Source organism: Bacillus sp. RO2 (assembly GCF_012911845.1).
In the GTDB taxonomy this organism is placed as follows: domain Bacteria; phylum Bacillota; class Bacilli; order Bacillales; family Bacillaceae_I; genus Sutcliffiella_A.
The window spans coordinates 289530-314181 of sequence record NZ_JAAXCU010000057.1; the positions used below are offsets into that span (position 1 = coordinate 289530).

The window sequence follows — 24652 nt, forward strand, 5'->3', positions numbered from 1 at the left end:
CCCCAAGAGTCAAAGCGACTTTTGGGGATATTTTTTAGCCATTATGATATTTATACATCCAAAGAATACCGGATTTTAATAAACGCGCCACTCGGCCAGTTAACGGTCTTTCATTTACCAAGCCGAATCCATGCTTTTTGCCAAGAGAGCCTAATACTCCTTTTAGCTTGATGGCAGGGAATTCTTCTGGTGGAGCTTCGCCATTCCAGCGCTTCAATAACACTTGGACAATCTGTTCAGCTTGTCCTTCTGCTAATTGAGCACTTGGTGCGTGAGGGAGGCTTGCACAATCCCCAACTACATAAACATTTTCATGTCCTGGTATGTTATGCTGTTTTGTCAGAACTACGCGACCTTGTCCATCTTTTTCGACATCTAGCTCACGAACTACTTTGTTTGGCTGTATTCCTGCAGTCCAAACGATTACATCACAATGTACCGGTTCGTCATGGTTGTAAAGGGTATTTTCCTCTACACGAGTGATGTTTGAGCCATTCACTACTTCCACTCCATGCGTCTCAAACCAGTTTTGTACATATTTACTCAGTCTTTCAGGGAAGCTCGAAAGAATGATATTACCGCGGTCGAATAGTTTAATGGTCAAGTCCGGGCGGCTTTCACGAAGCTCACTCGCAATCTCAACCCCACTCAATCCACCACCGACAATAGCAACCACTTTATTAGCCGGTAAGTCGTTTAAAGCTTGGTAAGCCTTTCTGGACTTATTAATGGTCTGGATACTGTACGTGTGTTCTTCTGCACCTGGAATATCATGGTACTTGTCCTCGCAGCCAAGGCCGATGATGAGATCATCAAACGAAAGCGTGCTCCCATCTTCAAAGTGTACAACTTTCTCTTCCATATCGACATTGGAAACTTCCCCATATTTAACAGAGAGTCTTTCGTGTTCTGGAAAAGTTACACGGACATGATGGTCTGAAATCGTTCCCGCAGCCAGTGCATAAAATTCTGTTTTCAAACTATGATATGGAGCTCTGTCCACCAATACAATTTCGATATCTGATGGTAATTGATTAGGAAGAAGTCGATGTAAAACGCGCATACCGCCGTAGCCTGCGCCAAGCACAACAAGTTTTTTCATAGCAGCTAAACCCCTTTTTAAGCGAATAGAATCAAAAGTATAATAAAGTAGACCCTTTGAAGGTAATAGTAAGAAGAAAGATAAAACTAGTATTCTAGGAAAACTTATATGTGAAAGAAAACACAAATTGTAATACAATTGCGCTTTCATTTTGAAAATGTATAACACGTTTAAATAAAATAACATTAAAAGTATATCGAAATTATGACAAAATAACAACATTCTTTCGGAAAAATGTTGAGTTAAGTCGATTAATATCAACACTTTATAGAGAAACTTCATAATTGACGTTTTAAGGAAAAAAAGGTAGCATGGAAGTGCAATAGAGGGGTGAAATTAGTGAAGCCAATCATCGAATTTTGTATAAGTAATTTAGCCAGTGGCTCACAAAGAGCGAGAGAAGTGTTGGAAAAAGATCCAAATTTGGATATTGTGGAATACGGCTGCCTAGGATATTGTGGCAAATGCTTTGACACACTTTTTGCTCTCGTTAACGGAGATGTTGTGGCAGGAGAGTCTCCAGAACAACTGGTAGACAACATATATATTTATCTGGAAGAGAACCCAATGTTCTAATTAAAAAAAGAGCATGGAGCCCACATTGGGGAACCATGCTCTTTTTATATTGTACTGGTATGTACTTCATCCAACCTAGCTACTTACCTTCAATTTAGAGGATCTGCGTATCTCATACCAACGGTCCCTTGCTTTTTCAACAAGGCGTTGTTCGTTGTCTTTATGCTTGTGCCCAATGACCATCTGGAAATATCGAATGGCTTGACGTTCCAAGTTTAAACGGCAATTAAGGTCACCTACTAAGTAAAGCAATTTTATTTCAGACATCCCCTTTTCTTCATAGTCCCCTAGTGTATAGGAAAGTTCAAACTGCTCTACAGCAAGCTTTAGAAATCTCTGCTCCTGCGTATTACTTTGTTCAATGGTGCGATATATCCAAGCAAGTCGAAGATAGAGACCTGCCATGACTATGGGTTTTTCTTTTTTTATAATCCCCGAATAGATACCTAATTTATATGAGTTTATAGCAGTTTCGACAGATCGCTTCTGTCCGTAGTTTTTATAGTTCCAATGCTTTTGTATCTTTGTTTGGATGGCGAAATGTGCTTCTTTCGTCAATTTAGGGTTGAATTCGTCTGAAACCGCATATCCACAATGTGGACAAACAGAAACGTAATAAAGGAGAGGGTTGGTCTCTAATGACTGGTAAGTTGAACAAAAATCCGAATCATGGGTTAAAGGACGGATATAACGGGATTTTATTTTAAACGTGCTATATTCATGTTTACAATTTTCACACAAGATATTTCGGCTATAGTATTGTTCCATTTTTGTCACCTTCTCTTAACTCTCTTGACAATATAATACAAAAGTACCACAAGGGAAAGGTGGAGACAACTTAAATGAATCAAAATACCTATAAAAAGCGATGTGTTTTTTTCATTGCCTATACATTATTTAGCTATTCTTGGGTAATTTATTTAAGAACACACAGATAGGAAAACGGTTTTTTAATGGTTGTAACATATTGACAAAAAAAAGTTCTTTCAAACGCTTTCATTTCGTAGTAAAGTGGTACTGTGATAGTTAGATGTCTGACGACAAACAACTTGCAGAAATTTCTAATAGAGGTGAATATTATGAATAATATCCTTTGGGGTTTAATGGGAATCGCAGTTATCTTTGCAATCGCATTCCTACTTTCGGAAAACAAACGAAAGATCAAGATTCGTACTATTTTAGGCGGATTGGCTATCCAATTGCTATTCGCATTTATCGTATTGAAGTGGGAGTTAGGAAGAACAGCTTTTCTTGGCTTAACTGAACTTGTACAAAATATTATCAATTACGCGAATGAGGGAATTGGTTTCCTTTTCGGACCGGTACTAGGTAATCCTGGTTCTGAAGCAACAGGATTTGTATTCGCATTCCATGTATTAACGATTATCATTTTCTTCTCTGCATTAATTTCCGTTCTTTATTATTTAGGTATTATGCAAGTAGTTATCCGTTTCTTAGGTGGAGGTCTTGCGAAGCTTTTAGGAACAAGTAAGACAGAATCTTTATCTGCTTCCGCTAACATCTTTGTTGGACAAACAGAAGCACCTTTAGTAATTCGTCCTTATATCGCGGGAATGACTAAATCTGAGTTGTTTGCTGTTATGACAGGTGGACTTGCATCTGTAGCAGGTTCTGTATTGTTCGGTTATGCTGCACTTGGAATTCCTTTAGAGTATTTATTGGCAGCAAGTTTCATGGCGGCACCTGGTGGATTAATCATGGCAAAAATGCTTATTCCTGAAACGGAAGAGCCAAAAAACGATACTAATGCCCAAATTGGTGAGTCTGAAGAAGACAGAGCAACCAACGTAATTGATGCTGCTGCTCGCGGGGCATCTGACGGTTTAAAACTTGCACTTAACGTTGGTGCAATGCTACTTGCATTCATCGCTTTAATTGCTCTTATCAATGGAATCTTAGGTGGAATCGGTGGTTGGTTCGGTGCTGAAAACTTCTCACTTGACTACATTCTTGGTTATCTATTTGCACCACTTGCCTTCGTTATCGGTATTCCTTGGAGTGAAGCCGTTGCGGCAGGTAACTTGATTGGTCAAAAGCTTGTATTAAATGAGTTCGTAGCTTACTCTACATTCTCTGCACAGATTGATATGTTCAGCGAAAAATCTGTAGCTGTTATCGCATTCGCACTTTGCGGATTTGCTAACCTATCTTCCTTGGCAATCCTATTAGGTGGACTTGGAAACTTAGCTCCAAGCCGTCGTCCTGATATCGCACGTTTAGGATTCCGCGCAATCATTGCAGGTACGCTTTCTAACTTGTTAAGTGCTGCAATTGCGGGTATGTTCTTGTTCTAAAACGATAGAAAAATCCACTCGCCGGTGTCCTGGTGTGTGGATTTTTTGTTGTCGGATAAGTATAAAGACCTGTGAGAGAAGAATTCTAAGCGAGCGCAGTCTTTATAAAATGTACAATCGCCCAAACCAGAAAAACCCATGTTTTCGTGCTTCCACTGAAGCAAACGATACATGGGTTTTTCATATAAAACGGGGGATATTTCTATTGTGTTCAGACTTTTATGTATTTATACTTGAAGAAATAAATTATTTTTGGAGGAAAAGTAAACATGCGCTCCTTTCAATTCACCAAGATGCACGGACTAGGGAACAATTATATATATGTTAATATGTTTGAGGAAAACTTAAAGGAAGATGAATTATCCAGCCTTGCCATAAGAGTTGCAAATATCCATATCGGCATCGGATCTGATGGAATGATTTTGATCTGCCCATCTGAGAAAGCACCAGTAAAAATGCGAATCTTTAATAACGACGGATCCGAAGGAAAAAATTGTGGGAATGGTCTTCGTTGTGTGGCGAAATATGCTTACGAGCATGGAATCGTCCAAACAGAAACTTTTAAAATTGAAACACTTTCTGGACTAGTGGAAGCTGAAGTTGAATTAGCAGGTGGCCAGGTTACCTCTGTAACGGTCGACATGGGAGAACCAAAGCTCCATACAAAGGAAATCCCGATACTTGTGGACGAAAAGGAAGTATTAGTTGCTGAACCATTTACAGTAGCTGGAGAAACTTACGAAATAACCACAGTTTCCATGGGGAATCCACACGTCATTTTTTATTTGGATGATATAAAGGATGCTCCTTTAACAACGCTTGGTCCTATAGTAGAAAAGGATCCTCGCTTTCCTGAGGGGGTAAACGTTGAGTTTGTCGAGGTTGCGGCAGAAGATGAGTTGCACTTCCGTGTTTGGGAAAGAGGGTCTGGCATTACACAGGCATGCGGGACGGGAGCTTGTGCAGCTGTAGTAGCGTCTGTACTAAATGAAAAGACAGCGCGTGACAGAGAGACGGTTGTTCATCTAGCAGGAGGTGACCTCTTTATCACATGGACGAACGAGGGGTCTGTCAGAATGCGTGGACCAGCGGAAGTTATCTGTACCGGAACTTTCTATTATTAATCACAAAGGCTTGTTCCTTTTGCATATACTATTAAAGCAGTAAGTTTGAGCAGACTTCCATTTCACGATATAATGGGGGAAATGGAATTGGAAATACATTGGGAGGTGTAACATATGAGTGATGTAATTACAATTACAGAAGCAGCAGCTTTTCAAATAAAAGATATGATGAAAGAACACGGCGAGGAATCCGTTTTTTTACGCGTAGGCGTGAAGGGTGGAGGATGTAGCGGTCTTTCTTACGGTATGGGCTTTGAAGAAGAAAAAGGCGAACAGGACATAGAATTAGAACAACACGGTATCAAAATTTTAATTGACGCTGAAAGCAAGCCAATTCTTCAAGATGTAAAAATTGATTTTAAACAATCCATGATGGGCGGCGGCTTTACGATCGATAACCCGAACGCCATCGCAAACTGTGGGTGTGGGTCTTCCTTCCGTACGGCGACGAACACTGGTACACCGGAAGAGTGCTAAAAATAGTTAAAAACTTGGGTAACCTGTTAGGTTACCCAAGTTTTTTTATGATTATTTTCCAAAAATATGAAACCAACTACCACTCCAAACCGTCTAAATAGATAGGTGAAAAAGAAGGAGTGGTATCATTGAAAGGTAAGAGGAGCATTTCAATTGTGCTATTGTCGGCGCTAGGATTTGCAAGTATCGGAACAGCCTGTCAAGGAGTCGAAACAGAGGCCAGTGAGTCATACCAATTTCATTCAACAAAACCTTCCAATCAATATGTACGTATGGCGATACCATCTAATACATTTTCCATAGATAGCAATGAAGTAAAAGAAATTACGGAAGTTAGTGCGCAGCCGGTGGAAAAACCAACTGAAACTCCTCGAGAAGAGCCCCCAGCCGCTGAACCTGTTGACCATGTAGAAGATGAGGTAGAAACAGTTATTATTGGTGACTATACCTACCATAAGATCCTTGACGAGAGATTTAAAAGTCACATAACCATCGCAGAAAAGCATGGTGCCCACCTATATGGAATTCCGGAATCCGATGGATTTATGATCTATCATGAGTCAGAAGGAATTTTACTTTCCACGAGTACAGGTGCCGCGATGGCAGATGTTGAACATGCTGAAGTATTGATTGATTATTTTTCTACAGAGGATTGGACGGAGTATACCGGAATAGTGGAGGGCATTAAACACGTCCTGGAAACTGGAGAAGAGGTTAGTGTAGATCTTGGGGACTATGTAGGATATTTCATTAGCCTTGATAATGGCAGGATTGTTGTCTTTTGGTAAATTTATCATACAAGAAAAGCACCTTTCTTTGGGAAAGGTGCTTTTCCATGTTCACTTATTTTGTACTTTTCCAGCGATAGAAGAAACAAGCCCCTAAAACAAGTGCCAATCCAAGGGTCCCGATTATGGCATTTTGTGTGGAGAAGTTCGCGAATGGCTCTTTATCAACTGTGGGCACAGTACCTTCTCCAAGTTCCTTCAAATCTGACTGTGCCTGAGGTAGCTCTGCTGTTCTTGAACAAAGGTAAGTCGTATATTCTCCGTCTTCCAAATGGGCATAGACCAAATAGTCTTTGTTTTTCTCAAAATTCACACCACATGCTGCGGAATCCATGGCGGTGTAAATGATTACTTCCTTCGTGTCCACACCTTTCCATGTTTCTGTCACACTCAATTTCACTTCTGTTGTACTGTTGTATTTCTCATCAACCTCTAACACTTTTCCTGTGAATACGGCATCCATTTTTTCCAGTTCTTCTTGCGGTGTACCAGGGGCAAGGCAAGAGCACGCATAGCTTGTTGGTGAATAGAAAGGTAGGGATAAGATAGAGAGGAGGATCGAAAGAACAGCAACTTTGAAGAATTTCATTTAGCTGATCACCTCGTTAGGTTTGTTACTAGGTTAGACGTTGAATGAGGGAGGAAGGTTACAGGTTCATTTTACTTTGGTTTACCTGACACAAAAAAACCAACCCCTGTTCCCACAAGGGTTGGCTGCACCTTCATAGCCGGCTTAGAATAAACTAGTACTATGAAGCGGTTGTACTTTGGCTTTTGGATCGATATAAGATTTGGCGTTGTTTACAGCAGTAGGTGCCTCGCCAAAGCCGCAAGCGATTAGTTTCACTTTTCCTTCGTAGGTGCAAATATCACCGGCAGCATAAATTCCGGATATATTTGTTTCCATTTTGGAATTGACTACGATGGAATTCTTTTCGATTTCAAGTCCCCAATCCTTGATAGGGCCAAGGGAGGAAACGAAACCGTAGTTCACAATAACATCGTCAACATCCAACACTTCACGGTCTTCGGATTTCACTTTTTCGAGGACAACCTGATTGATTGCGTTATCGTCACCGATTAGTTCTGCCGGTACGTAAGGTGTTTTAATTTCAACTTTGGAATTCATTAATGTTTCTACACTGTGCTCGTGTGCCCGGAATTTGTCACGACGGTGAACGAGCGTTACTTTCTCAGCAATCGGCTCAAGCATTAGCGCCCAGTCAACAGCAGAGTCCCCGCCACCGAATACAACAACTTTTTTACCTGCAAATTTATTCATATCATCCACAAAATAGTGGATGTTCTTGTTCTCATAATCTTTAGCGTTCTCAAGCTCGAGGCGGCGTGGTTGGAAAGCGCCATTACCAGCAGTGATGATGACTGCTTTGGAATAGTGCGTTTCTTTGTCTGTTACAATCTTGAACGTTCCGTCACCCATTTTTTCAAGTGTTTGAACGGATTGCTCAAGTGCAACCGTTGGCTCAAACTTGGCCATCTGTTCTTTTAAATTGTTGATCAATTCTTGTGCTCGAATCTTTGGGAATCCGGCAATATCATATATGTACTTTTCGGGGTATAACGCGGATAACTGTCCACCCAATTGTGGTAGACTTTCAATGATTTTGACGCTAGCCTGCCTCATACCTCCGTAGAAAGCAGTGAATAAGCCGGTTGGCCCTCCACCGATGATGGTGATGTCAAATACTTTTTGTTCTTCGCTCATCTGAATCTATCCCCCTAAACAATTGTTTACTTTCTTTCTTTATCATAGCATAATTTTCTCACAATTTCTGTTTTCAACCTTGGAAAAAGGGGAACATATACTAAAAATAGATAGAGATTTAGGAATTTCGGCATGGAATTACTTATTTTTTCCGAATATTTTAAAGCTTTTTAAACTATGATTTTGTCTTGAAAAAAAGACGGAAAAAGAATATGATGTTAGGTAGGTTAAGTTTCTTTGTGACAAATTTCACACTTTTTTGCCGTTCATATTCGTGAAGTATTTCACAATCATTTATTTCTAATAAATTTTAACTTAATAGTGGATAGTAAGAAAAGGTACAGTGAGATTTGTTTCATGTCTTCATATTTATTTTATTAAAAATTTCAATATAAAAGGTGTGATTCATTTGAAAAAGCCAAGTATAGTTATTCTAGGTGCTGGTTACGGTGGACTTGTAACGGCTGTTCGTCTTCAAAAAATGATCGGTGTAAATGAAGCTGATATTACGTTGGTAAACAAAAACGATTACCATTATGAGTCTACATGGTTACACGAAGCATCAGCAGGAACATTGCCAGCTGATCGTACGCGTTACAAAATTTCTGATGTAATTGATCGCAGCAAGGTTCATTTCTTACACGATACAGTTACAGGCATCAACCGTGAAGCGAAAACTGTTGCTTTGACTAAAGGCGGAGAAATCTCTTATGACTACCTAGTGGTTGGTCTTGGTTATGAAGCAGAGACTTTTGGCATCAAGGGCTTGAAAGAGCATGCGTTCACGATCGCAAACTTAAATGTTGCTCGTAAGATCCGTGAGCACATCGAATATCAATTTGCTACTTACAATACAGAAGCACACCGTCGCGATGATCGTCTAACTATCGTAGTTGGTGGAGCTGGATTTACTGGTATCGAGTTCCTAGGAGAATTGGTTAACCGTGTTCCTGAACTTTGCCAAGAGTTTGATATTCCTAAAGAAAAAGTACGCATCGTGTGTGTAGAAGCAGCACCGACTGTACTTCCTGGATTTGATCCGGAACTAGTGGAATATGCTGTAAACACGCTTGAGCGTAAAGGCGTAGAATTTAAAATCGGTACGGCAATCAAAGAAGCGACGGAAGAAGGAATCATCGTTGCTAAAGACGAAGAAGTGGAAGAAATCAAAGCTGGTACAGTTGTATGGGCTGCTGGTGTACGTGGAAACCACTTGGTAGAAGATTCCGGATTCGAAAACATGCGTGGTCGTGTGAAAGTAGATCCATACTTGCGCGCTCCTGGACATGAGGATGTATTCATCGTTGGAGACTGTTCTCTAATCATCAACGAAGAAATCAACCGTCCATACCCTCCAACTGCTCAAATCGCGATGCAGCAAGGGGAAGTTTGTGCGAAAAACTTGGCAGTATTGGTTCGTGGCCAAGGTGAACTTCAAACCTTCACGCCTGACCTAAAAGGAACGGTATGTTCTTTAGGTGAAGACGATGCAATCGGTGTAGTATTCGGTCGCAAGATCTGGGGCTCTAAAGCATCCTTCATGAAGAAAATGGTCGACAACCGTGCACTATACATGATCGGTGGAGCGGGCCTAGTAATGAAAAAAGGTAAATTCAACGTTTTATAAGATATATTTTGAGAAGCTGCACATTTTTTAACGTGCAGCTTTTCTTTTTGCCATTTTTCCTGATACCATTACTTTATTAGATACAAACAGGGGGACGATAACATGGGGAAAAGAGAAAATGTCTGGCTCGCGGTTGCGGGTATTGTAGTAGCAGAAGACGGCAAATGGCTTGTCGTAAAAAAGCGCTACGGTGGACTTAAGGGGAAGTGGTCCTTTCCAGCAGGATTTGTGGAAGCGAATGAAACCGTAGATGAGGCGGTAGTTCGAGAAATATTAGAAGAAACGGGCATCAACGTAAAGGTAGAGGGGCTGGTTGGAGTTAGATCTGGTGTCATTAAGGATAAAATCAGCGATAATATGCTCCTATTCTTATGTACTCCTCTAAACCACGACGTAGTCTATCAGGAAAGCGAACTATCTGACGCGGCATTTAAAACGCTTGAGGAACTTGAGCTAGATCCTGATTCCTCATTGCTCATCCACTATTGCGCCAAACTCACTAACCTTTCTGTTTTAAAAGAAACGGATGCCATGAATCCTGGACAGGTATTTAACTATAGTTCGTACAAGTTATTTTTCTAATAATTCTGTAAATTTAAGAAAAAGAAAGAAACAGATAGATTGGATAAGATGTATTCGCTTACATCGTATTTTTCAGCCGTTTTTGTCCCTTTCCTTTAACCGTAAAAGGATGATATATTATCAGAAAATTAAATTAAATTAAATTCTGTTTTGAGAAAATCATCTGGAGGGATATGGAATGAAAAATCAACTGCAAACAGAGAAAAAGGATTGCCCGTATTGTTCAGGTAAAGGATATTTTCAGTTATTGCTAGGTGGATCTGAAACTTGTTCCTGTTGTGGAGGAAGCGGAAGGAAATAAATAGCTAATAGATGCTTTACACACAATCGCGCTCGTTCTATGATAGGTCATTTATGACGTATTTAGGACAATTGCGATTGTGTTTTTGTTTGAATGCCAAAAATAATTGACTCGTATCAACGCTTTCAGTACACTAAGAAAAGATGTGTAATGGAGGTGCTTGGTATTGAATATACCAATTTTACTTATATCTGTTGTCTTATTTTTCGTGCTTTTCTTTGGGATCGGATTCCTTTTAAATATGTTATTGCGCATGTCTTGGATTATGGCCATTATATATCCTTTAGTATGTGTGTGGATCATCTCTCAGGATGATGTGAGGTTGATCGATTATTTCAGGCAGCCTGGCAGTGCTTTTTCAAAACTTGGCTCAGAGGTGGCGTCCTTACAGGTGGCAGATATCACTATATTGGTGAGTGGCTTAGCTGGGGCAATAACTTCTGGTATAGTTATTAAAATGCTTCGCAAAAATGGATATCAAATGTTTTAACGTCAAGTTAAGAATCGGCCCAGTTAGCCGGTTCTTTTTTTAGGATAAGAAAGTATATTTACCGGTTGATTTCCGTTCCATGCGCTACGCTTGCATGTGGGCGGTCCGTGAGCCTTCTCGCTCCTGGAAGCCACTGAAAAAGTCTTTGAATTTAGATGTTGTTGTTGATGTTAAGACACCGCTGTTGATTTCTGCAAATGGCTTCGCTTTCCTTGGGGCTGAAGAGATCCTCCTCGGCTACGCCTGCTGGGTCTCCAGCTAGTGCTGTCTCCCTCAGGAGTCTTCGTCTTTTGTTCCAATCACCAGCAAGCAATTTTTGAAGGTCTTCGGGTGTGAGCGCTTCTATTAGACAGATTAACTGTTTTTTAAAGGTCTTCGGGTGAATAGAGCGCTTCTATAAGACAGTTTAACCTTTCCTTTACATTATCAATTTTTCAGTGACTTCCTACGTATTGGGATGTAAGCCTGTCACTTCATCCCGCGGGCGTTATTGCGCCTTTCACTCCAATCAACAAGATGTCTAAACTTATCCAAGGGTTTATGAAAAGCAATCTAATTGGGTTTATTGAATAAGCATTAACCTAACGTTTATGTGATTTACAGCTGTGAATTGGAGCAAATGGCGGAGACTCCTGCGGGGGAGAAACGGTTGGTTGAGACCCCGCAACGAAGTGAGGAGGCTCAAGCACCGTCCCGCGGAAAGCGAAGCCATTTGCGGAAAGGAACAGCGGCTATTAACACTAACACCACTAACTTTTGATAAAGAAGACCCCTCCGTTTTTGCACTTTTTTTTAATTGCCTGATTCCCCGAGATACTCCACTAATCTATTATTTTCAATTGGTAAAAATAGGTGTTTACTAGCTTTTCTCACAAAAAAGGAATACTTTTCTTAAAAACAGGGAAGGAATATCTTGTGAGAGGAGTGTGAGTGTGTCACATGAAAATAGCGAAAATGATTGTTCGAAGGACGGTTTTTGGCTTACTATTTGTACTAGCCTTGTCTGTAACCTTCCAATCCATATCAGGTGTTGAGGCATCAACCATTCACAACTGGCTAAAAGAAAATAACATATATGCCACTAATGGACAAGGAAAACAAGAAGAAGAAAAAGAGGGTTTCTTCAAGAAAATCGGACTGAATTTAAAACAGTTGAATTTCCTTTCTGCGACACCTACCATGGTCTCAGCAGAAGAGGCGATAGAAAAACCCAAGAAGCTTGAGGATCTAGACTGGAATCAATACGAGACACATACGGTTCACGCAACTGGATATACAGCAGGCTATGAATCAACAGGCAAAAATCCTGGCGATCCAAGCTATGGAATTACATACTCAGGACTTAAAGTTAAAAGGGATTTATATTCTACCATTGCGGCAGATATCAATGTCTTTCCGATAGGTACGATACTTTTTATACCCGGCTATGGGTACGGAGTAGTCGCTGATATTGGCGGAGCAATTAAAGGGAATAAGATAGATCTCTATTACGACACAGTAGATGAAGTATTCAATGATTGGGGCAAACAGACCATCGAAGTTTACATTATTAAAAAAGGCGATGGTACATTGACCGAGGAAGAGTTGACAAGATTAAACGAAGAAGAAAGCATGCAGGTGTTCCGCCAGCAATACAGAGGCAGCGGAGAATAGCAGGACAAAAGCCGTACCTTTCAGAATGATTTCTGAGGATACGGCTTTTTGTTATTTAAGTAAAGCATCTTCTCCTGTATAGGCAGGAAAGCTATTCGGATGAAGAAGGGAAGCGAGTTTTTGTAATCCTAAGATAAGCCTTGGCGAAGGCCTGCAATAGAGGCTTTCCTCTAATACATAGATTTGGGAGTTTTGAACAGCTTTGATCGTCTCGGCATTTTCCCGCTTCATCACATGCTTAGGATTCATTTTTGACTCTTTTACACCAACCCAGATCATACAGATCGCATCAGGATTCTTTTCCACCACTTCTGCCCATTCTGTCTGGTAACTGGCTACATCTATATCGGAAAAGATATTTATCGCCCCTGCGAAATCACTTATTTCCGTCAGCCAATTGACCTTGCCTGGAGTGAAAATTGGTTTTGGCCACCATTCCCAAAACAAAGCAGGTCTCTCCTGGGTGGATGTAGCTAACTGTCTGTATGTATGGATAATTTCACGCATAGAAGAAACAACCTCGGTTGCCTTGGAAGAAGAATTTGTAAGTTCTCCTACCGTCAACAAGTCACGGGCAATATCCTCTAGTGATTGCGGATTTAGTACCACATGAGGAATAGAGCGCTTTTCCAATTCTCGAACATTCCGCTCCATTCCAGGGACACTTAAGCTGGCCAATACTAAGTCAGGCTTCAAGGCTTCCAATTTTTCCATATTGATATTCAAATCTGGTCCAAGCTTCGGTAGATTTGAAACTTCTTTAGGCCAATCAGAGAAATCATCCACTCCAACTAGTGTGCTTGTCAAACCTAGATAGTGGAGTAACTCTGTGTTACTCGGACAAATAGATATGAGTCTCAAAACTTTATCCCCCTTTACAAGACATGAACAAAGTAATGTATAACGATGGTCAGCAAAATTCCAGTAATCGCACCGAAAAATACTTCAATCGGTTTATGTCCCAACAATTCTTTCAGGTCTTTTACTTTTTCTTGCTCATTCATTTTTGGCCACTTCTTAGTCTCTTCCACAAAACGATTGAAATCTCCAACAAGTTTGTTTAATACAGTGGCTTGTTCGCCGGCATGTCTTCTAACTCCGGTTGCATCGAACATGACAATAATTGCAAATACAGTCGCTACTGCAAAAATGGGAGAATCCATTCCAGTTTCAAATGCAACGCCTGTAGCCAAGGCAGTTACCGCAGCGGAGTGGGAACTTGGCATTCCACCTGTACTTGTAATCAAGGACCAATCAATTCTTCTTGAGGCAATATATTGAATAGGTACCTTTACAAATTGTGCAAATCCGATTGCTGCCAAAGCAGCCCATAAAGGAAAATTAGAAAATAACTCCATCTGATAGAATCGCCCTTTCTCTGCAGTTGTATCTATTACTATACCCTTTCTTACGGGATGTAGCACGTTAAGTAGAGTATTATGTATAGTTAATATTCTTATTATTATGAATCATTATAACGAATTTGTTAAGGTGAATATAGGACAAAATGATGATTAGAGCACAAACTTTTCTAATCTGGATCACTTTGAATATGATTAGAAACTCGAAATATTTCCATAAGTTCGATATAATTAACTTATAATAAAATGGAGGTGTACAAATATGTTTGTCGTACATAATGAAGCTGATTTTTCAAATCAACAGGAGGCACTAGTAGTAGGCCTTTCCGAGAAACATAGCAAGTTAGATGGTTTATTGGGAGAACTAGATTCTCAATTGGAAGGGCATCTGACGCAGTTATTAAAGGATGGAGACATATCTGCAAAAAAAGGAAAGTTAGCAAGAATACATACATTCGGCAAAACGTCTTATAAAAGAATCTTTGTAGTGGGGACAGGTCGCGAAGAGAAACTAACTTTCGTTGAATTGCGCAAAGTTTTTGGCAAAGTGGGTAAAACCATTCAAGAATCAAGGCTTAACCATGTTGTAGTGGCGCTTGATACTTTTGTAACGGAAAATGTGGATGTGTTAGACGCTGCTCATGCGATAGGGGAGTCCATTTCATTATCCACTTATAAGTTTGATGGATATAAGCAAAAATCTAATGAACCAGAAGTGACACTGGATCAGGTTATTCTCCTGACAGATCATGATAAAGAAGAAGTGGGAGCAAGTGCACATGTAGGATATGTGTTTGCAAAAGGTACAAATACTGCTCGTACGCTTGTTAACCTGCCAGGAAATATGCTGACTGCCACAGACCTGGCAAACCATGCTGCTGGCCTAGCAGAGAAGTATGGGTTTGAACTAGAAATCCTTGAAAAAGAAGAGATGGAGAAGCTTGGAATGGGTGCTTTGTTAGCTGTTAACAAAGGGTCGGTGGAACCTCCTAAGATGATCGTGTTGAAATATCAAGGAAAAGAAGACTGGACAGATGTGATTGGTTTAGTTGGAAAAGGAATCACTTTTGATACTGGAGGATATTCCATCAAACCTAAAGACGGCATCGTCGGAATGAAAACAGATATGGGTGGAGCGGCAACTGTTCTTGGAGCAATGGAAGCGATTGGAGAACTGAAGCCAGAGCAAAATGTCCTAGCAGTTATTGCATCAACAGACAATATGATAAGCGGAGAAGCCTTCAAACCGGATGATGTGATCACATCCATGAGTGGAAAAACAATCGAGATCTTAAACACCGATGCGGAAGGGCGTCTTGTATTAGCAGATGCGGTAACCTATGCTAAGCAACACGGTGCTAACTACCTTGTTGATGTTGCTACCCTTACAGGCGGGGTTATTATCGCGTTAGGTAATCATACGACAGGCGCGATGACCAATGACGAAGCATGGTTTGAACAAGTGCTTGAAGCATCCCATGAAGCGGGAGAAGAAATGTGGAGACTTCCAATTTTTGATCATGCAAAAGAAAGAGTTCGCAGCAGTAAGGTAGCCGACTTGAACAACTCACCTGGTCGCGACGGACACGCTATTTTTGCAGGAGCATTCATTGGAGAATTCGCAGAAGGTACACCGTGGGTACACTTGGACATAGCAGGCACAGCAACTGCAAAGTCAGCACATGACCTTGGACCAAGCGGTGGGACAGGAGCAATGGTTCGAACTCTAGTGACGCTAGTAGAGCGTTTTGGACAAACAGAAGAAAATTAATCGTTTATATAGAGTGTATACAATGCGCATCCTAATTTAGGGTGCGCATTATTTTTTTGCGCGTTTCCCTTCAAGTCCTCTTCCTAACTTTTCCGTTGACAGTCATTAAAAATATATGTTAATTTATCTTTATGCTTTCTCACTCTAATTCTCTAATGATTTAATTAACTAAAGTTAAAAACAACAAGAAACACAGAAAGAAAGGAAGTCTTTAGTATGAATGCAGTTATCATAGCCGTATTGGTTATGCTTACATTAAGTTTACTTAGAATAAATGTTGTACTTGCCCTGGTTTCAGGTGCTTTTATTGGAGGAATGGTGGGAGGTTTAGGCCTCGAAACCACTATTAATACTTTTACAGATGGATTGGGAGGAAATGCAGCGGTAGCCCTTAGTTACGCACTCTTAGGTGCTTTTGCAGTGGCATTATCCAAAACAGGTCTTCCGGATGCACTTGTCGAAGGTGCAATCAAACTTGTGGGAACAAAAGAAGATACACGAAAAAAGAAATTATCTAAAGTACTAATTTTACTAATTATTTTAACAGTATCGATTATGTCCCAAAACGTCGTTCCCGTTCATATTGCGTTCATTCCAATCCTAATTCCACCATTACTTAAAATATTGAATGAACTGAATATTGACAGAAGGCTAACAGCGACCATCATCACATTCGGACTAACAGCACCATATATACTGTTGCCTGTCGGTTTTGGTGGTATTTTTCACGGTATCTTAAAAACGAATATGAAAGAAAGCGGTTTGGATATCAGCTTATCCTCTATTCCGACTGCCATGTTAATTCCTGTTTCAGGAATGATAGTTGGACTTCTAATCGCGGTTTTCTTCAGCTATAAAAAGCCGAGAACATACGAACAAAAGGCTATTGCTGATCAAGCAATAGAGACATATACAAAGAAGTCCGTCATTATTGCTATTGTGGCGGTTGTAATCTCGCTTGCTACACAAGTCTATTTAAGTGACGTGCTTGGTGTAGATGGAATGATTTATGGTTCCCTTGTAGGTATCATCATCCTGTATGCGGGCGGAGTAATGAAATCCAATGAGACCGATGTTATCCTCACTTCAGGTATGCGTATGATGGCATTCATCGGATTCGTCATGATTGCAGCTTCTGGGTTTGCCAGTGTACTAAGAGAGACTGGCCATATTGAGACATTGGTTGCTTCTTCTGCAGAGTGGATTGGATCTAATCAATTACTTGCAGCATTAGCTATGCTTATTGTCGGGCTTCTTATCACGATGGGGATTGGATCTTCTTTTTCCACGATACCTATTATTGCAGCGATATTTGTCCCGTTATGTGCGGAGCTTGGCTTTAGCGCAATGGCAACCATTGCTATCGTTGGTACGGCTGCTGCTCTAGGTGATGCTGGGTCTCCTGCCTCTGATAGTACGCTTGGGCCGACTTCAGGTTTGAATGCGGACGGTCAGCATAACCACATTTGGGATACGTGTGTACCGACTTTTCTACACTACAATATCCCGCTGATTATTTTTGGTTGTATTGCTGCGGTGATTTTATAAAATACACAAGAAAGCCAGGCTGCGCGTTTTGCGGCCTGGCTTTGTTCATTATGCAGCCTTACGTGTGTGTGGTGCTTTAGTTGTTTTATGGACGACATAAAATAATCGTGATGCAAGCATTGCGCAAAGGATTGTGAACACCACATCTTTAACAGCAAATAAGGTCATTGTAGCCCATGCTGCTACATAAGGCGTGCTAATTTCAAGTACATAATTGAGAATGACAAACATGTAGTTTGTTCCGATAACATAGATAAGGATAATTCCAACGAAAGAGGCAATCATAAAAGTGCCAAGATTCGGTTGAGCTTTCTTTTCAACAATTAGACCTGCTACAAAAGCGGTAACCACATAGGATAATAGAAATCCTCCAGTCGGTCCAACGATTGTTGCAAACCCAGAACTAAACTGAGCAAAAACTGGTGCACCAGCAATACCTACTAATAAATACACGATCATGGAAATGGCTCCAAGTCTTGATCCTAGTAGAATTCCAGCTAAAACACAGAAAAATGGTTGCATAGATAGTGGAACACCACCGATTTGAAGAAATGGCATCCAAGAGACGATGTTGGCACCAATTGCCATCAAGGCAACAAACATGGCTGCATAAGTAATATCCAATGTTGACAGTGAACGTTTCATAATGTAAACCCCTTTGTTGTATATAGTTAACAATAAAATGATAATCTAAAAGTTTGATAGTTGTCAACACCATTATTTGTTTGGTTAACAATTGACGAGGTTGAATATTTTAATAAGCCTCGCTAAAATATGAACTATAAAGTTTAGGAGGACGTTTCTGCATGAAGATTAGAAAAGCCAATTTAGAGGTTAATACGGTAAGTGTGTATATTCATGAGAATAAAAAAGACGAGCAGACGTTGATCGCGATTCCGTCTATTAAATGGTCTACTATCATACCGTACGAGGAGGATAATACGAGTTTGACAAAGAGGTTGGAGGCGGAGTTCCAATCTGTTGTAGATTCTGAAGAGGATGCTACCCATTTATCCCTAAAGCTTGTCCAATGGGTTCGTGAAATGTAAAAAAAATCCTGTGGGCCATTTGTGAGCCTTTTCAACATTGAATGTGTCGATGTGTGTCGAATCGCCTTTATATGGCGTAAAGTGGACAATAAAACAAAATGTGGCTAATAAAATGAAAAGTTGAATTATATAATCCCTATGGAAGTAAAAAATCCCAATCAACAGCGGATATAATCAAAAACTAACATTAATATAAGCTATTAAACTGACCGGGCCTTGCCCGGTTTTTTTATTTCTGGCAAGAAAAGAAAAGTTCCCACTCAAGGAATCAATTACTAAATCTGTAGGGAATAGTACCCTATTTCCTGATTTTTGTTTAAAGATTAGACAGAGAGTGAATATAACCTGAAACAGAATAAAAATCGCTTAAAGGAGTGGATGTAAATGAGTGTGAAAGATAGTGCCGTGCAACTTAGTAAAAACAAGTGGGTGACAGGGGCAGTTGTCGGAAGTGTAGCAGCAAGCTCGGCTTTACTATTTAAGAAAGAACGTCGAAATAAGGTGATGAAATTTTTTTGGCGAACTGAAGGGGAGCAGCAACCTGAAGGAACTGAAGAAGAAGCTGTTAAAGAAAGCTAGAAAAGAAGCGACGGAACAATATGTCGATTATAAAAAGGAAAAAACGAAGAACAAGATGCAAAAGAAAGTCCAAAATGTATCAGATAATCTAGATGATTCCACTGAACAGTTTGCAGACAAGGTTCATAGCAAGGCAGAGGACATCCAGGGAAAAGTGCAAGACTCGCTTTTAAAGGTGAAAGATCGATTGAAGAAAGTGAAAGATGCAGGCGAAAGCTTTCAAGAAAAAATCGGAAAGGGAAGTCGTTCCAGTGGAATCAAATCCTATTCAAATGTAAAACGGGCTGATGATTTAAATGGAATGAATTCCGTGAAACGAAGCGATCAAATCCCAAATGTGAGTGACATTAAAGGAGTGAAGTAAAATGGCAGCTATTCAAAAAAGTACGGATGGATCCAGTCTTGCAGAAGTAATCGATAGAATTCTAGACAAGGGTGTCGTCATTGACGTCTATGCACGGGTATCCCTCGTTGGAATCGAACTGATCACGGTGGAAGCGCGCGTCGTTATTGCCAGTGTGGATACATGGTTACGTTATGCAGAAGCGGTTGGATTATTAAGAGATGACCTAATGGACGGAGAATTTCACTTATCCGGACAATCTACAGAACGTCAAAATGCATAATAGTTGATAAATGAATACTTGGGAATTAAGGCACATATTACATGTGCCTTTGTTCCATTTTCCATAAAGGTGGGGTTGGCATTGAGCATGAAGAAGGTGTTGAAAGAGGTAACAGATTTTTTTACGGAGTTCGTAAAACCTCCATATAAGATTACAGCTGTGCAGCCTACTGATCAGGGGTGGGACGTTGTTGTCGAAGTAATAGAAGAAAAAGAATACATGAAGGCATATGCCAAAGACCAAATGGTGGGTGTTTATCATGCCAAGCTTAATAAAGAAATGGAAGTAGAATCATATAATCGAAGGGGCTTGCGGTCTAGAAGTTCCATAGATTTGAACAATGAGTAAGGGCCATTTGCGATGGAGGTAGTAGGACATGAACAAACAGCTGGAGAAGGAGATTGTGACACATGCTAAGGTCGAAGAAATTTCTTCTAGAACGGTAGACTACTTGAAAAATAATTTCCCCGTCCATTTTACTGGACCGACCGGAGTAGGGAAGACATCCATGGCTCTCCATGTTGCCAGACAACTAGAGAGGCCGGTGGTGGTACTGCAAGGGCATGAAGAAATGACCAATGCAGATCTGCTTGGAGACTTTAACGGGTACACCAAGAAGCTATTAGTGGATAATTATGTCCGCTCCGTCATGAAAAAGGAAGAAACAATGAAAGAGTCTTTCCAGGAAGGGCTTTTATTGGAAGCGGTAAAAAACGGATATACACTTATCTACGATGAATTTACACGGTCCAAACCTGAAACAAACAATCTTTTCCTATCGGTTATTGAAGAGGGAGTTCTTCCTTTATATGGTTCCAAGCATGAGGAGAAATGGGTAAAAGTTCATGAGAATTTCTCCATCATTTTTACGAGTAATCCTGCAGAATATGCAGGCGTTCACAACACTCAGGATGCCTTGCTGGACCGAATGATTACGATAGAACTTGGATATATGGAAAAGGATGCTGAAACTGAAATCTTGAAAAAGAAAGTAGAAATATCTGAAGAGGATGCAACTCGTATTACCAATTTTATATCAGCACTAAGAGACAAATGCTTGAATAAAGGCAAGCATGCACCAGGTATCCGAGCTGCCATCATGATTGCAACGATTTCAAAGCAAAAGGAAATGGATCGAAGCACCGAAGATGAGAATTTCAAACAGCTTTGTATAGACGTATTGTTGCATTCCGTCCATAAAGGGATGGAATATGAAAAGCAATCTAGATCTCAATCTCTTATTACTCAAGAATTTAAGAAAGCCTTTGGAGGGAACGCAAATGGAAAATAACCATGGCTATTATACGTTTTGTGTCATACCAAACGAACAGAAAAAAATAGAATTGGGAGATGTGGTGTTAGAGGGGAAGACCGGACAGCTTCAGACCATTGATCACAAGGAGTTCTCTATGGTGGTCACAAAGGCTCCTATCAAAATTTATCATCCTAAAAAGGAAAACCTATTAACACATCAGAATGCCGTGTCTTCCCTAATGGAAAAAACGACGGTCATCCCAATGAGCTTCGGAAATGTATTTGAAACAGAGGCAGATGTTGAATTTTTGATGAAATCATTATACACAGATCTTCAAGACATCTATAAAAAAATAGAAAACAAAATAGAAGTAGGCCTGAAAATAATCGGTAAGGAAGACTGGTTGAAAGCTGAAATCAACAAGAACCAAAAAGCGATGAAGCTAAAGGAAAAAATCAGTGGTAAATCAGAAGCTGCTTCCTATTATGAACGAATTGAACTTGGAGATATGGCCCAGAAGTTCATGAAGGAAAAAATGCAAATCTGCATGCAGGAAGTTTTCTTGCCATTAGCCGAAAAAGCGGTTTCTGCAAAACAAAATGAAACAATTGGAGGCAAGATGCTAATCAATGCAAGTTTCTTGATAGACAGAGACCATGAGGAAGAGTTTGATGAATTGGTAAATAAAATCTATGAAATGTGGCAGGACAAAGTGGAATTTAAATATACCGGTCCATGGCCTGCTTACAATTTTATTGATATTAAATTGAAGGCGAAGGAAGCTTAATGATCCATAAACTTCTTACCGGCCCCATGGGTGCGTTAGTGAAACTCGGAGAAAAGATAAAAGAAGAAGTGGACCGGGAAATGTATGATATTGATCATATTCAGAAGCAACTAGTTCAATTGGAAATGTTAATGGAAACAGATGAAATCACAGAAGAAGAATATCATGCTCAAGAAGAAGAGCTGCTGCAACGTTACGAAGTGGCAAAACTTAGGGAGCAGCGAATGTTTGAAGACTTGAAAAGAAGAGATGGGGGTGGCTGAACATGACAGAAACAAAAACAGACAAGTCATTGTTCTATCTTTATGGATTAGTACCTACAGAAGAATTAAAAGATAAACCGCTGATGCCATTGGCCGGAATTGATGAGCAACATCACTTATATGAGCGACAGATAGGCGAAGTGACAGCAATCCTATGTGAAATTGATGAAGAGGAATTTTCTGAAGAGGTTATAGAAGATAAGGTTAATCATGATATGGAATGGTTGCAAGCGAAAGCCTTGCATCATCATGAAACACTTGTAAAGCTTCATAATAACTATACACTTATCCCGCTGAAGTTCTGTACCATTTACAAAAGTGAACAGAATTTAGCTAGAACAATAGAATCTGAGGGTCTTAAATTCCACCAGCTCTTCGAAAATATTGCGCAAAAAGAAGAATGGAATCTAAAAATCTATTGTGACGATAAAAAGATCAAAGAAGAAGTAGTAGAGCACTCCTCAGACATCAAAGAACAAGAAAAAGCAATCGAAACACTAAGTCCAGGAAGGCAGTTTTTTGAACGGAAAAAATGGAAGCAAAAAATAGAAGAAGCCGTTGTAAATGTGAAAAGAAGTAAGTGTGATGAAATTCATAAAAGTTTGACAGGCTTGTGTTCCCAGTCAGATGTTAAGAAAAACTGGAGCCAGGAAATGTCCGGTAGAAAGCAAGATATGAATTGGAACGGCATTTATCTATTAAATGAAAATAAGAGAGATACCTTCTTACAACAAGTTAAACATCTTCAGAAAGAATACAAGGAGCTTGGTTTTACAATGGAATATACCGGTCCGTGGCCATGTTATCATTTCGCAAACTTATAGCCAGAAAGAAGGGAACAAGATGCCAACGCATTATGGTGTAAACCCTGATCAAGATGTTTCTTTACTGGACATTTTAGATGTCATATTGGATAAAGGTGTCGTGCTAAGAGGGGAACTTATCATCTCCATCGCGGACATTGATTTGATATACCTGGATTTGCGTTTGTTAATTACCTCAGTAGATAAACTTATGGAATCCAATGAACGAAAAATAATCGGTGAGGAGGATACAAAATGGAGCATAGACCAGAAAAGAGCGGCAGGATCCAGTTAGACCCGGATAATGTGGAGCAAGGGTTATCCCAACTTGTCCTGACGGTAATAGAATTATTGCGTCAACTGATAGAGCGGCATGCACTAAGAAGAGTGGATAGTGGCAATTTAACAGACGATGAGATCGAAAAGCTTGGGACGGCATTGATGAACTTGGAATTGAAGATGGAAGACCTTAAGGAGATTTTCGACTTAGATGATGAAGATCTAAATATTAATTTGGGACCGCTAGGGAATCTTCTATAATTTTTTTAGCGTGTGAAGGAGCTGTTATGTATGTCAATGCAAACACCGTCAAATTCCAGTAACTTGGTGGAAGTACTAGAAAAGATTCTGGACAAAGGTGTTGTTATTGCTGGAGATATCAAGATTGGGCTCGCTGATGTGGAATTATTGACTATTAAGATTCGATTGCTTGTGGCGTCTGTGGATAAGGCGAAGGAGATTGGAATGGATTGGTGGGAAACGGATCCTTATTTTTCTTCAAGGGGTGTGAATCAGGAGTTACAAGAGCAGAATCAGAAGTTGCTGGAGCGGATTGATCAATTGGAGAAGCGGTTGGAAGCACCGAAGGAATAAGCTATTATACTTTCATAAATCAGTTTGGACAGTGTTTTAAAAGAGAAGCACTGTTTTTTTTCTATTTTAATAAAAGTCTGTTAAACACCGCTGTTGATTTCCGCAAATGGCTACGCTTTCCTAGGGGCGGTGCTTGAGCCTCCTCGGCTTCGCCTGTGGGGTCTCAAGCTACCGCTATCTCCCTCAGGAGTCTTCGCCTTTTGCTCCAATCCACAGCTAGAAATACCATGACCTAATAAATATATCGCGCGACATGGAAATCTATTCTATCGTCTCCAAATCCTGCAACACGATATTGCGGTCGGCGTCTTTTGCAATTTGTATGGATGCTTCTTTTGCCAGGTTAAGGTACTTTTCTTTTGCCGCACTATCTCCGCTTAGGCTGTAAGCTCGGGCTAGGGCTTCGTATGCGAATGCGAGGTCAAAGTCCTTAATCTCATGCTCTAAAACGATTTCAAGGTTTCTTTTTGCATGTGCGAGGCATGGTTCTGGGCGTTGTAAAACGGCATAAACCCTTGATATTTGCCATTCGCCTCGGGAGAAGTTAACAGGTTCACCAATTTCGCCCCAGTGAAAGCGGGAGGCATGTGCTTTATGTATCATTTGGAAATCTTCTTCTGGAGTACGTTCCGCTTTCTCCATCAAATCCCATACTTCATTGAATAAGTTAATTGCTGTTTTTCTATGAAAGGTATATTGTAAATCTTGCTCTTCCTGTGTGACGTTGGTCATTGGATATCCCCTTTTCGAAAAAATTATCTATATACTCTAAATAGTATCATTTTTCAGCAAGAAAATGGAGAATAATTAATACACGCAACCTTCTTTTCGTTTCAGTAGTTCTGCCTCCAGTAGCTGTATAAAATAGTGATCGAGATTCTCTGCTTTGGCATTTTCATATGCAAACTGGAGAGATTCATCGGACAGTTTTGTGATGGAACAGTTATGGTGAGGATCCAATGTTTTCAAAAGATTT

General features: G+C 40.1%; 33 protein-coding genes. 24 read left to right on the plus strand and 9 right to left on the minus strand.

The window, feature by feature from the left end; translation table 11 throughout:
- Positions 1 to 34: 34 nt before the first annotated feature.
- Positions 35 to 1102 carry an NAD(P)/FAD-dependent oxidoreductase gene (locus tag HF078_RS20240; protein ID WP_169292759.1) on the minus strand — a complete coding sequence of 356 codons (1068 nt, stop codon included), beginning with the start codon at positions 1100 to 1102 and terminating at the stop codon, positions 35 to 37.
- Positions 1103 to 1441: 339 nt separating this feature from the next.
- On the opposite strand from HF078_RS20240, the gene HF078_RS20245 reads away from it, so the two are divergent.
- On the plus strand, positions 1442 to 1678 hold the full coding sequence (locus HF078_RS20245; RefSeq protein WP_187442110.1) for a YuzB family protein: 237 nt from the start codon (positions 1442 to 1444) through the stop codon (positions 1676 to 1678).
- A gap of 75 nt (positions 1679 to 1753) precedes the next feature.
- Here the strand turns inward: HF078_RS20245 and HF078_RS20250 are convergent, their stop codons facing one another.
- On the minus strand, positions 1754 to 2446 hold the full coding sequence (locus tag HF078_RS20250; protein WP_169292760.1) for a DUF2225 domain-containing protein: 693 nt from the start codon (positions 2444 to 2446) through the stop codon (positions 1754 to 1756).
- A gap of 311 nt (positions 2447 to 2757) precedes the next feature.
- Here HF078_RS20250 and HF078_RS20255 point away from each other — a divergent pair, with 311 nt between their 5' ends.
- The 4 genes from HF078_RS20255 to HF078_RS20270 all read left to right on the plus strand — a co-directional run bounded on the left by HF078_RS20255 (position 2758) and on the right by HF078_RS20270 (position 6382).
- The gene (locus HF078_RS20255; RefSeq protein ID WP_169292761.1) at positions 2758 to 3993 is read left to right on the plus strand and encodes a NupC/NupG family nucleoside CNT transporter; all 1236 of its coding nucleotides are present in this window, start codon (positions 2758 to 2760) and stop codon (positions 3991 to 3993) included.
- Positions 3994 to 4262: 269 nt separating this feature from the next.
- Positions 4263 to 5117, plus strand: coding sequence for a diaminopimelate epimerase (gene dapF / locus HF078_RS20260; protein WP_169292762.1), 855 nt, complete (start codon positions 4263 to 4265; stop codon positions 5115 to 5117).
- A 114-nt stretch (positions 5118 to 5231) separates the two neighbouring features.
- Complete coding sequence (locus tag HF078_RS20265; RefSeq protein WP_169292763.1) at positions 5232 to 5594, plus strand: HesB/IscA family protein; 363 nt, start codon at positions 5232 to 5234, stop codon at positions 5592 to 5594.
- 128 nt (positions 5595 to 5722) lie between these two features.
- On the plus strand, positions 5723 to 6382 hold the full coding sequence (locus HF078_RS20270) for a hypothetical protein (protein WP_169292764.1): 660 nt from the start codon (positions 5723 to 5725) through the stop codon (positions 6380 to 6382).
- Between the two features lie 55 nt (positions 6383 to 6437).
- On the opposite strand, the gene HF078_RS20275 is transcribed toward HF078_RS20270, so the two are convergent.
- A complete protein-coding gene (locus HF078_RS20275) occupies positions 6438 to 6971 on the minus strand; it encodes a hypothetical protein (protein WP_169292765.1) in 534 nt (177 codons plus the stop codon).
- A gap of 144 nt (positions 6972 to 7115) precedes the next feature.
- On the minus strand, positions 7116 to 8108 hold the full coding sequence (locus HF078_RS20280; RefSeq protein WP_148989219.1) for an NAD(P)/FAD-dependent oxidoreductase: 993 nt from the start codon (positions 8106 to 8108) through the stop codon (positions 7116 to 7118).
- Between the two features lie 409 nt (positions 8109 to 8517).
- Here HF078_RS20280 and HF078_RS20285 point away from each other — a divergent pair, with 409 nt between their 5' ends.
- From HF078_RS20285 to HF078_RS20305, 5 genes are all read left to right on the plus strand, one after another.
- A complete protein-coding gene (locus tag HF078_RS20285) occupies positions 8518 to 9735 on the plus strand; it encodes an NAD(P)/FAD-dependent oxidoreductase (RefSeq protein ID WP_205831689.1) in 1218 nt (405 codons plus the stop codon).
- A 102-nt stretch (positions 9736 to 9837) separates the two neighbouring features.
- A complete protein-coding gene (locus HF078_RS20290) occupies positions 9838 to 10317 on the plus strand; it encodes an NUDIX domain-containing protein (protein WP_169292766.1) in 480 nt (159 codons plus the stop codon).
- 178 nt (positions 10318 to 10495) lie between these two features.
- Positions 10496 to 10618, plus strand: coding sequence for a YuiA family protein (locus HF078_RS20295; RefSeq protein WP_157860702.1), 123 nt, complete (start codon positions 10496 to 10498; stop codon positions 10616 to 10618).
- A 160-nt stretch (positions 10619 to 10778) separates the two neighbouring features.
- On the plus strand, positions 10779 to 11108 hold the full coding sequence (locus HF078_RS20300) for a YuiB family protein (protein ID WP_169292767.1): 330 nt from the start codon (positions 10779 to 10781) through the stop codon (positions 11106 to 11108).
- Between the two features lie 939 nt (positions 11109 to 12047).
- Positions 12048 to 12761, plus strand: coding sequence for a 3D domain-containing protein (locus tag HF078_RS20305; RefSeq protein ID WP_169292768.1), 714 nt, complete (start codon positions 12048 to 12050; stop codon positions 12759 to 12761).
- 51 nt (positions 12762 to 12812) lie between these two features.
- On the opposite strand, the gene HF078_RS20310 is transcribed toward HF078_RS20305, so the two are convergent.
- Positions 12813 to 13622, minus strand: a complete 810-nt coding sequence (locus HF078_RS20310; RefSeq protein ID WP_169292769.1) for a cobalamin-binding protein — start codon at positions 13620 to 13622, stop codon at positions 12813 to 12815.
- A 14-nt stretch (positions 13623 to 13636) separates the two neighbouring features.
- Complete coding sequence (locus HF078_RS20315; RefSeq protein ID WP_169292770.1) at positions 13637 to 14119, minus strand: divergent PAP2 family protein; 483 nt, start codon at positions 14117 to 14119, stop codon at positions 13637 to 13639.
- A 265-nt stretch (positions 14120 to 14384) separates the two neighbouring features.
- Between HF078_RS20315 and HF078_RS20320 the strand changes: the two genes are divergently transcribed.
- Positions 14385 to 15893: a leucyl aminopeptidase gene (locus HF078_RS20320; protein WP_169292771.1), complete on the plus strand. Its 1509-nt coding sequence runs from the start codon at positions 14385 to 14387 to the stop codon at positions 15891 to 15893.
- 216 nt (positions 15894 to 16109) lie between these two features.
- On the plus strand, positions 16110 to 17441 hold the full coding sequence (locus HF078_RS20325) for a Na+/H+ antiporter family protein (RefSeq protein WP_169292772.1): 1332 nt from the start codon (positions 16110 to 16112) through the stop codon (positions 17439 to 17441).
- A 48-nt stretch (positions 17442 to 17489) separates the two neighbouring features.
- On the opposite strand, the gene HF078_RS20330 is transcribed toward HF078_RS20325, so the two are convergent.
- The gene (locus HF078_RS20330; RefSeq protein WP_060665521.1) at positions 17490 to 18086 is read right to left on the minus strand and encodes a biotin transporter BioY; all 597 of its coding nucleotides are present in this window, start codon (positions 18084 to 18086) and stop codon (positions 17490 to 17492) included.
- 161 nt (positions 18087 to 18247) lie between these two features.
- Between HF078_RS20330 and HF078_RS20335 the strand changes: the two genes are divergently transcribed.
- The 12 genes from HF078_RS20335 to HF078_RS20390 all read left to right on the plus strand — a co-directional run bounded on the left by HF078_RS20335 (position 18248) and on the right by HF078_RS20390 (position 23676).
- A complete protein-coding gene (locus HF078_RS20335; protein WP_169292773.1) occupies positions 18248 to 18490 on the plus strand; it encodes a YueH family protein in 243 nt (80 codons plus the stop codon).
- A 384-nt stretch (positions 18491 to 18874) separates the two neighbouring features.
- Complete coding sequence (locus HF078_RS20340; protein WP_169292774.1) at positions 18875 to 19069, plus strand: hypothetical protein; 195 nt, start codon at positions 18875 to 18877, stop codon at positions 19067 to 19069.
- A gap of 55 nt (positions 19070 to 19124) precedes the next feature.
- Positions 19125 to 19433 carry a hypothetical protein gene (locus tag HF078_RS20345; protein WP_169292775.1) on the plus strand — a complete coding sequence of 103 codons (309 nt, stop codon included), beginning with the start codon at positions 19125 to 19127 and terminating at the stop codon, positions 19431 to 19433.
- Position 19434: 1 nt separating this feature from the next.
- Entirely contained in the window at positions 19435 to 19695 is a 261-nt protein-coding gene (gvpA, locus tag HF078_RS20350; RefSeq protein ID WP_148989232.1) for a gas vesicle structural protein GvpA, read from the plus strand.
- 87 nt (positions 19696 to 19782) lie between these two features.
- The gene (gvpO, locus tag HF078_RS20355) at positions 19783 to 20043 is read left to right on the plus strand and encodes a gas vesicle protein GvpO (RefSeq protein WP_240951813.1); all 261 of its coding nucleotides are present in this window, start codon (positions 19783 to 19785) and stop codon (positions 20041 to 20043) included.
- Between the two features lie 28 nt (positions 20044 to 20071).
- Complete coding sequence (gene gvpN, locus HF078_RS20360) at positions 20072 to 20986, plus strand: gas vesicle protein GvpN (protein ID WP_169292777.1); 915 nt, start codon at positions 20072 to 20074, stop codon at positions 20984 to 20986.
- Positions 20976 to 21737 carry a GvpL/GvpF family gas vesicle protein gene (locus tag HF078_RS20365; RefSeq protein ID WP_169292778.1) on the plus strand — a complete coding sequence of 254 codons (762 nt, stop codon included), beginning with the start codon at positions 20976 to 20978 and terminating at the stop codon, positions 21735 to 21737. The genes gvpN and HF078_RS20365 overlap by 11 nt, the downstream gene beginning before the upstream one ends.
- Complete coding sequence (locus tag HF078_RS20370) at positions 21737 to 22000, plus strand: gas vesicle protein GvpG (RefSeq protein ID WP_169292779.1); 264 nt, start codon at positions 21737 to 21739, stop codon at positions 21998 to 22000. Before HF078_RS20365 ends, HF078_RS20370 begins: the two co-directional genes overlap by 1 nt.
- Positions 22001 to 22002: 2 nt before the next feature.
- Positions 22003 to 22824, plus strand: coding sequence for a GvpL/GvpF family gas vesicle protein (locus HF078_RS20375; protein ID WP_169292780.1), 822 nt, complete (start codon positions 22003 to 22005; stop codon positions 22822 to 22824).
- Positions 22825 to 22843: 19 nt separating this feature from the next.
- Positions 22844 to 23098: a gas vesicle protein gene (locus HF078_RS20380; protein ID WP_169292781.1), complete on the plus strand. Its 255-nt coding sequence runs from the start codon at positions 22844 to 22846 to the stop codon at positions 23096 to 23098.
- A complete protein-coding gene (locus HF078_RS20385; RefSeq protein ID WP_169292782.1) occupies positions 23059 to 23343 on the plus strand; it encodes a gas vesicle protein K in 285 nt (94 codons plus the stop codon). The genes HF078_RS20380 and HF078_RS20385 overlap by 40 nt, the downstream gene beginning before the upstream one ends.
- A gap of 30 nt (positions 23344 to 23373) precedes the next feature.
- Entirely contained in the window at positions 23374 to 23676 is a 303-nt protein-coding gene (locus HF078_RS20390) for a gas vesicle protein (protein ID WP_168865280.1), read from the plus strand.
- A 261-nt stretch (positions 23677 to 23937) separates the two neighbouring features.
- Here HF078_RS20390 and HF078_RS20395 read toward each other — a convergent pair whose 3' ends face one another.
- Both HF078_RS20395 and sda read right to left on the minus strand, forming a co-directional pair.
- Positions 23938 to 24408 carry a hypothetical protein gene (locus tag HF078_RS20395; protein ID WP_169292783.1) on the minus strand — a complete coding sequence of 157 codons (471 nt, stop codon included), beginning with the start codon at positions 24406 to 24408 and terminating at the stop codon, positions 23938 to 23940.
- Positions 24409 to 24483: 75 nt separating this feature from the next.
- Positions 24484 to 24645, minus strand: coding sequence for a sporulation histidine kinase inhibitor Sda (gene sda, locus HF078_RS20400; RefSeq protein WP_169292784.1), 162 nt, complete (start codon positions 24643 to 24645; stop codon positions 24484 to 24486).
- Between the last annotated feature and the right edge of the window lie 7 nt (positions 24646 to 24652).

Coding starts and splice junctions, on each gene's coding strand:
- HF078_RS20240 (WP_169292759.1), bottom strand. CDS start 1,102: ATGAAAAAACTTGTTGTGCTTGGCGCAGGCTACGGCGGTATGCGCGTT.
- HF078_RS20250 (WP_169292760.1), bottom strand. CDS start 2,446: ATGGAACAATACTATAGCCGAAATATCTTGTGTGAAAATTGTAAACAT.
- HF078_RS20255 (WP_169292761.1), top strand. CDS start 2,758: ATGAATAATATCCTTTGGGGTTTAATGGGAATCGCAGTTATCTTTGCA.
- dapF (WP_169292762.1), top strand. CDS start 4,263: ATGCGCTCCTTTCAATTCACCAAGATGCACGGACTAGGGAACAATTAT.
- HF078_RS20265 (WP_169292763.1), top strand. CDS start 5,232: ATGAGTGATGTAATTACAATTACAGAAGCAGCAGCTTTTCAAATAAAA.
- HF078_RS20275 (WP_169292765.1), bottom strand. CDS start 6,971: ATGAAATTCTTCAAAGTTGCTGTTCTTTCGATCCTCCTCTCTATCTTA.
- HF078_RS20280 (WP_148989219.1), bottom strand. CDS start 8,108: ATGAGCGAAGAACAAAAAGTATTTGACATCACCATCATCGGTGGAGGG.
- HF078_RS20290 (WP_169292766.1), top strand. CDS start 9,838: ATGGGGAAAAGAGAAAATGTCTGGCTCGCGGTTGCGGGTATTGTAGTA.
- HF078_RS20295 (WP_157860702.1), top strand. CDS start 10,496: ATGAAAAATCAACTGCAAACAGAGAAAAAGGATTGCCCGTATTGTTCA.
- HF078_RS20305 (WP_169292768.1), top strand. CDS start 12,048: ATGAAAATAGCGAAAATGATTGTTCGAAGGACGGTTTTTGGCTTACTA.
- HF078_RS20315 (WP_169292770.1), bottom strand. CDS start 14,119: ATGGAGTTATTTTCTAATTTTCCTTTATGGGCTGCTTTGGCAGCAATC.
- HF078_RS20320 (WP_169292771.1), top strand. CDS start 14,385: ATGTTTGTCGTACATAATGAAGCTGATTTTTCAAATCAACAGGAGGCA.
- HF078_RS20325 (WP_169292772.1), top strand. CDS start 16,110: ATGAATGCAGTTATCATAGCCGTATTGGTTATGCTTACATTAAGTTTA.
- HF078_RS20330 (WP_060665521.1), bottom strand. CDS start 18,086: ATGAAACGTTCACTGTCAACATTGGATATTACTTATGCAGCCATGTTT.
- HF078_RS20335 (WP_169292773.1), top strand. CDS start 18,248: ATGAAGATTAGAAAAGCCAATTTAGAGGTTAATACGGTAAGTGTGTAT.
- HF078_RS20340 (WP_169292774.1), top strand. CDS start 18,875: ATGAGTGTGAAAGATAGTGCCGTGCAACTTAGTAAAAACAAGTGGGTG.
- HF078_RS20345 (WP_169292775.1), top strand. CDS start 19,125: ATGCAAAAGAAAGTCCAAAATGTATCAGATAATCTAGATGATTCCACT.
- gvpA (WP_148989232.1), top strand. CDS start 19,435: ATGGCAGCTATTCAAAAAAGTACGGATGGATCCAGTCTTGCAGAAGTA.
- gvpO (WP_240951813.1), top strand. CDS start 19,783: ATGAAGAAGGTGTTGAAAGAGGTAACAGATTTTTTTACGGAGTTCGTA.
- gvpN (WP_169292777.1), top strand. CDS start 20,072: ATGAACAAACAGCTGGAGAAGGAGATTGTGACACATGCTAAGGTCGAA.
- HF078_RS20365 (WP_169292778.1), top strand. CDS start 20,976: ATGGAAAATAACCATGGCTATTATACGTTTTGTGTCATACCAAACGAA.
- HF078_RS20370 (WP_169292779.1), top strand. CDS start 21,737: ATGATCCATAAACTTCTTACCGGCCCCATGGGTGCGTTAGTGAAACTC.
- HF078_RS20375 (WP_169292780.1), top strand. CDS start 22,003: ATGACAGAAACAAAAACAGACAAGTCATTGTTCTATCTTTATGGATTA.
- HF078_RS20380 (WP_169292781.1), top strand. CDS start 22,844: ATGCCAACGCATTATGGTGTAAACCCTGATCAAGATGTTTCTTTACTG.
- HF078_RS20385 (WP_169292782.1), top strand. CDS start 23,059: ATGGAGCATAGACCAGAAAAGAGCGGCAGGATCCAGTTAGACCCGGAT.
- HF078_RS20390 (WP_168865280.1), top strand. CDS start 23,374: ATGTCAATGCAAACACCGTCAAATTCCAGTAACTTGGTGGAAGTACTA.
- HF078_RS20395 (WP_169292783.1), bottom strand. CDS start 24,408: ATGACCAACGTCACACAGGAAGAGCAAGATTTACAATATACCTTTCAT.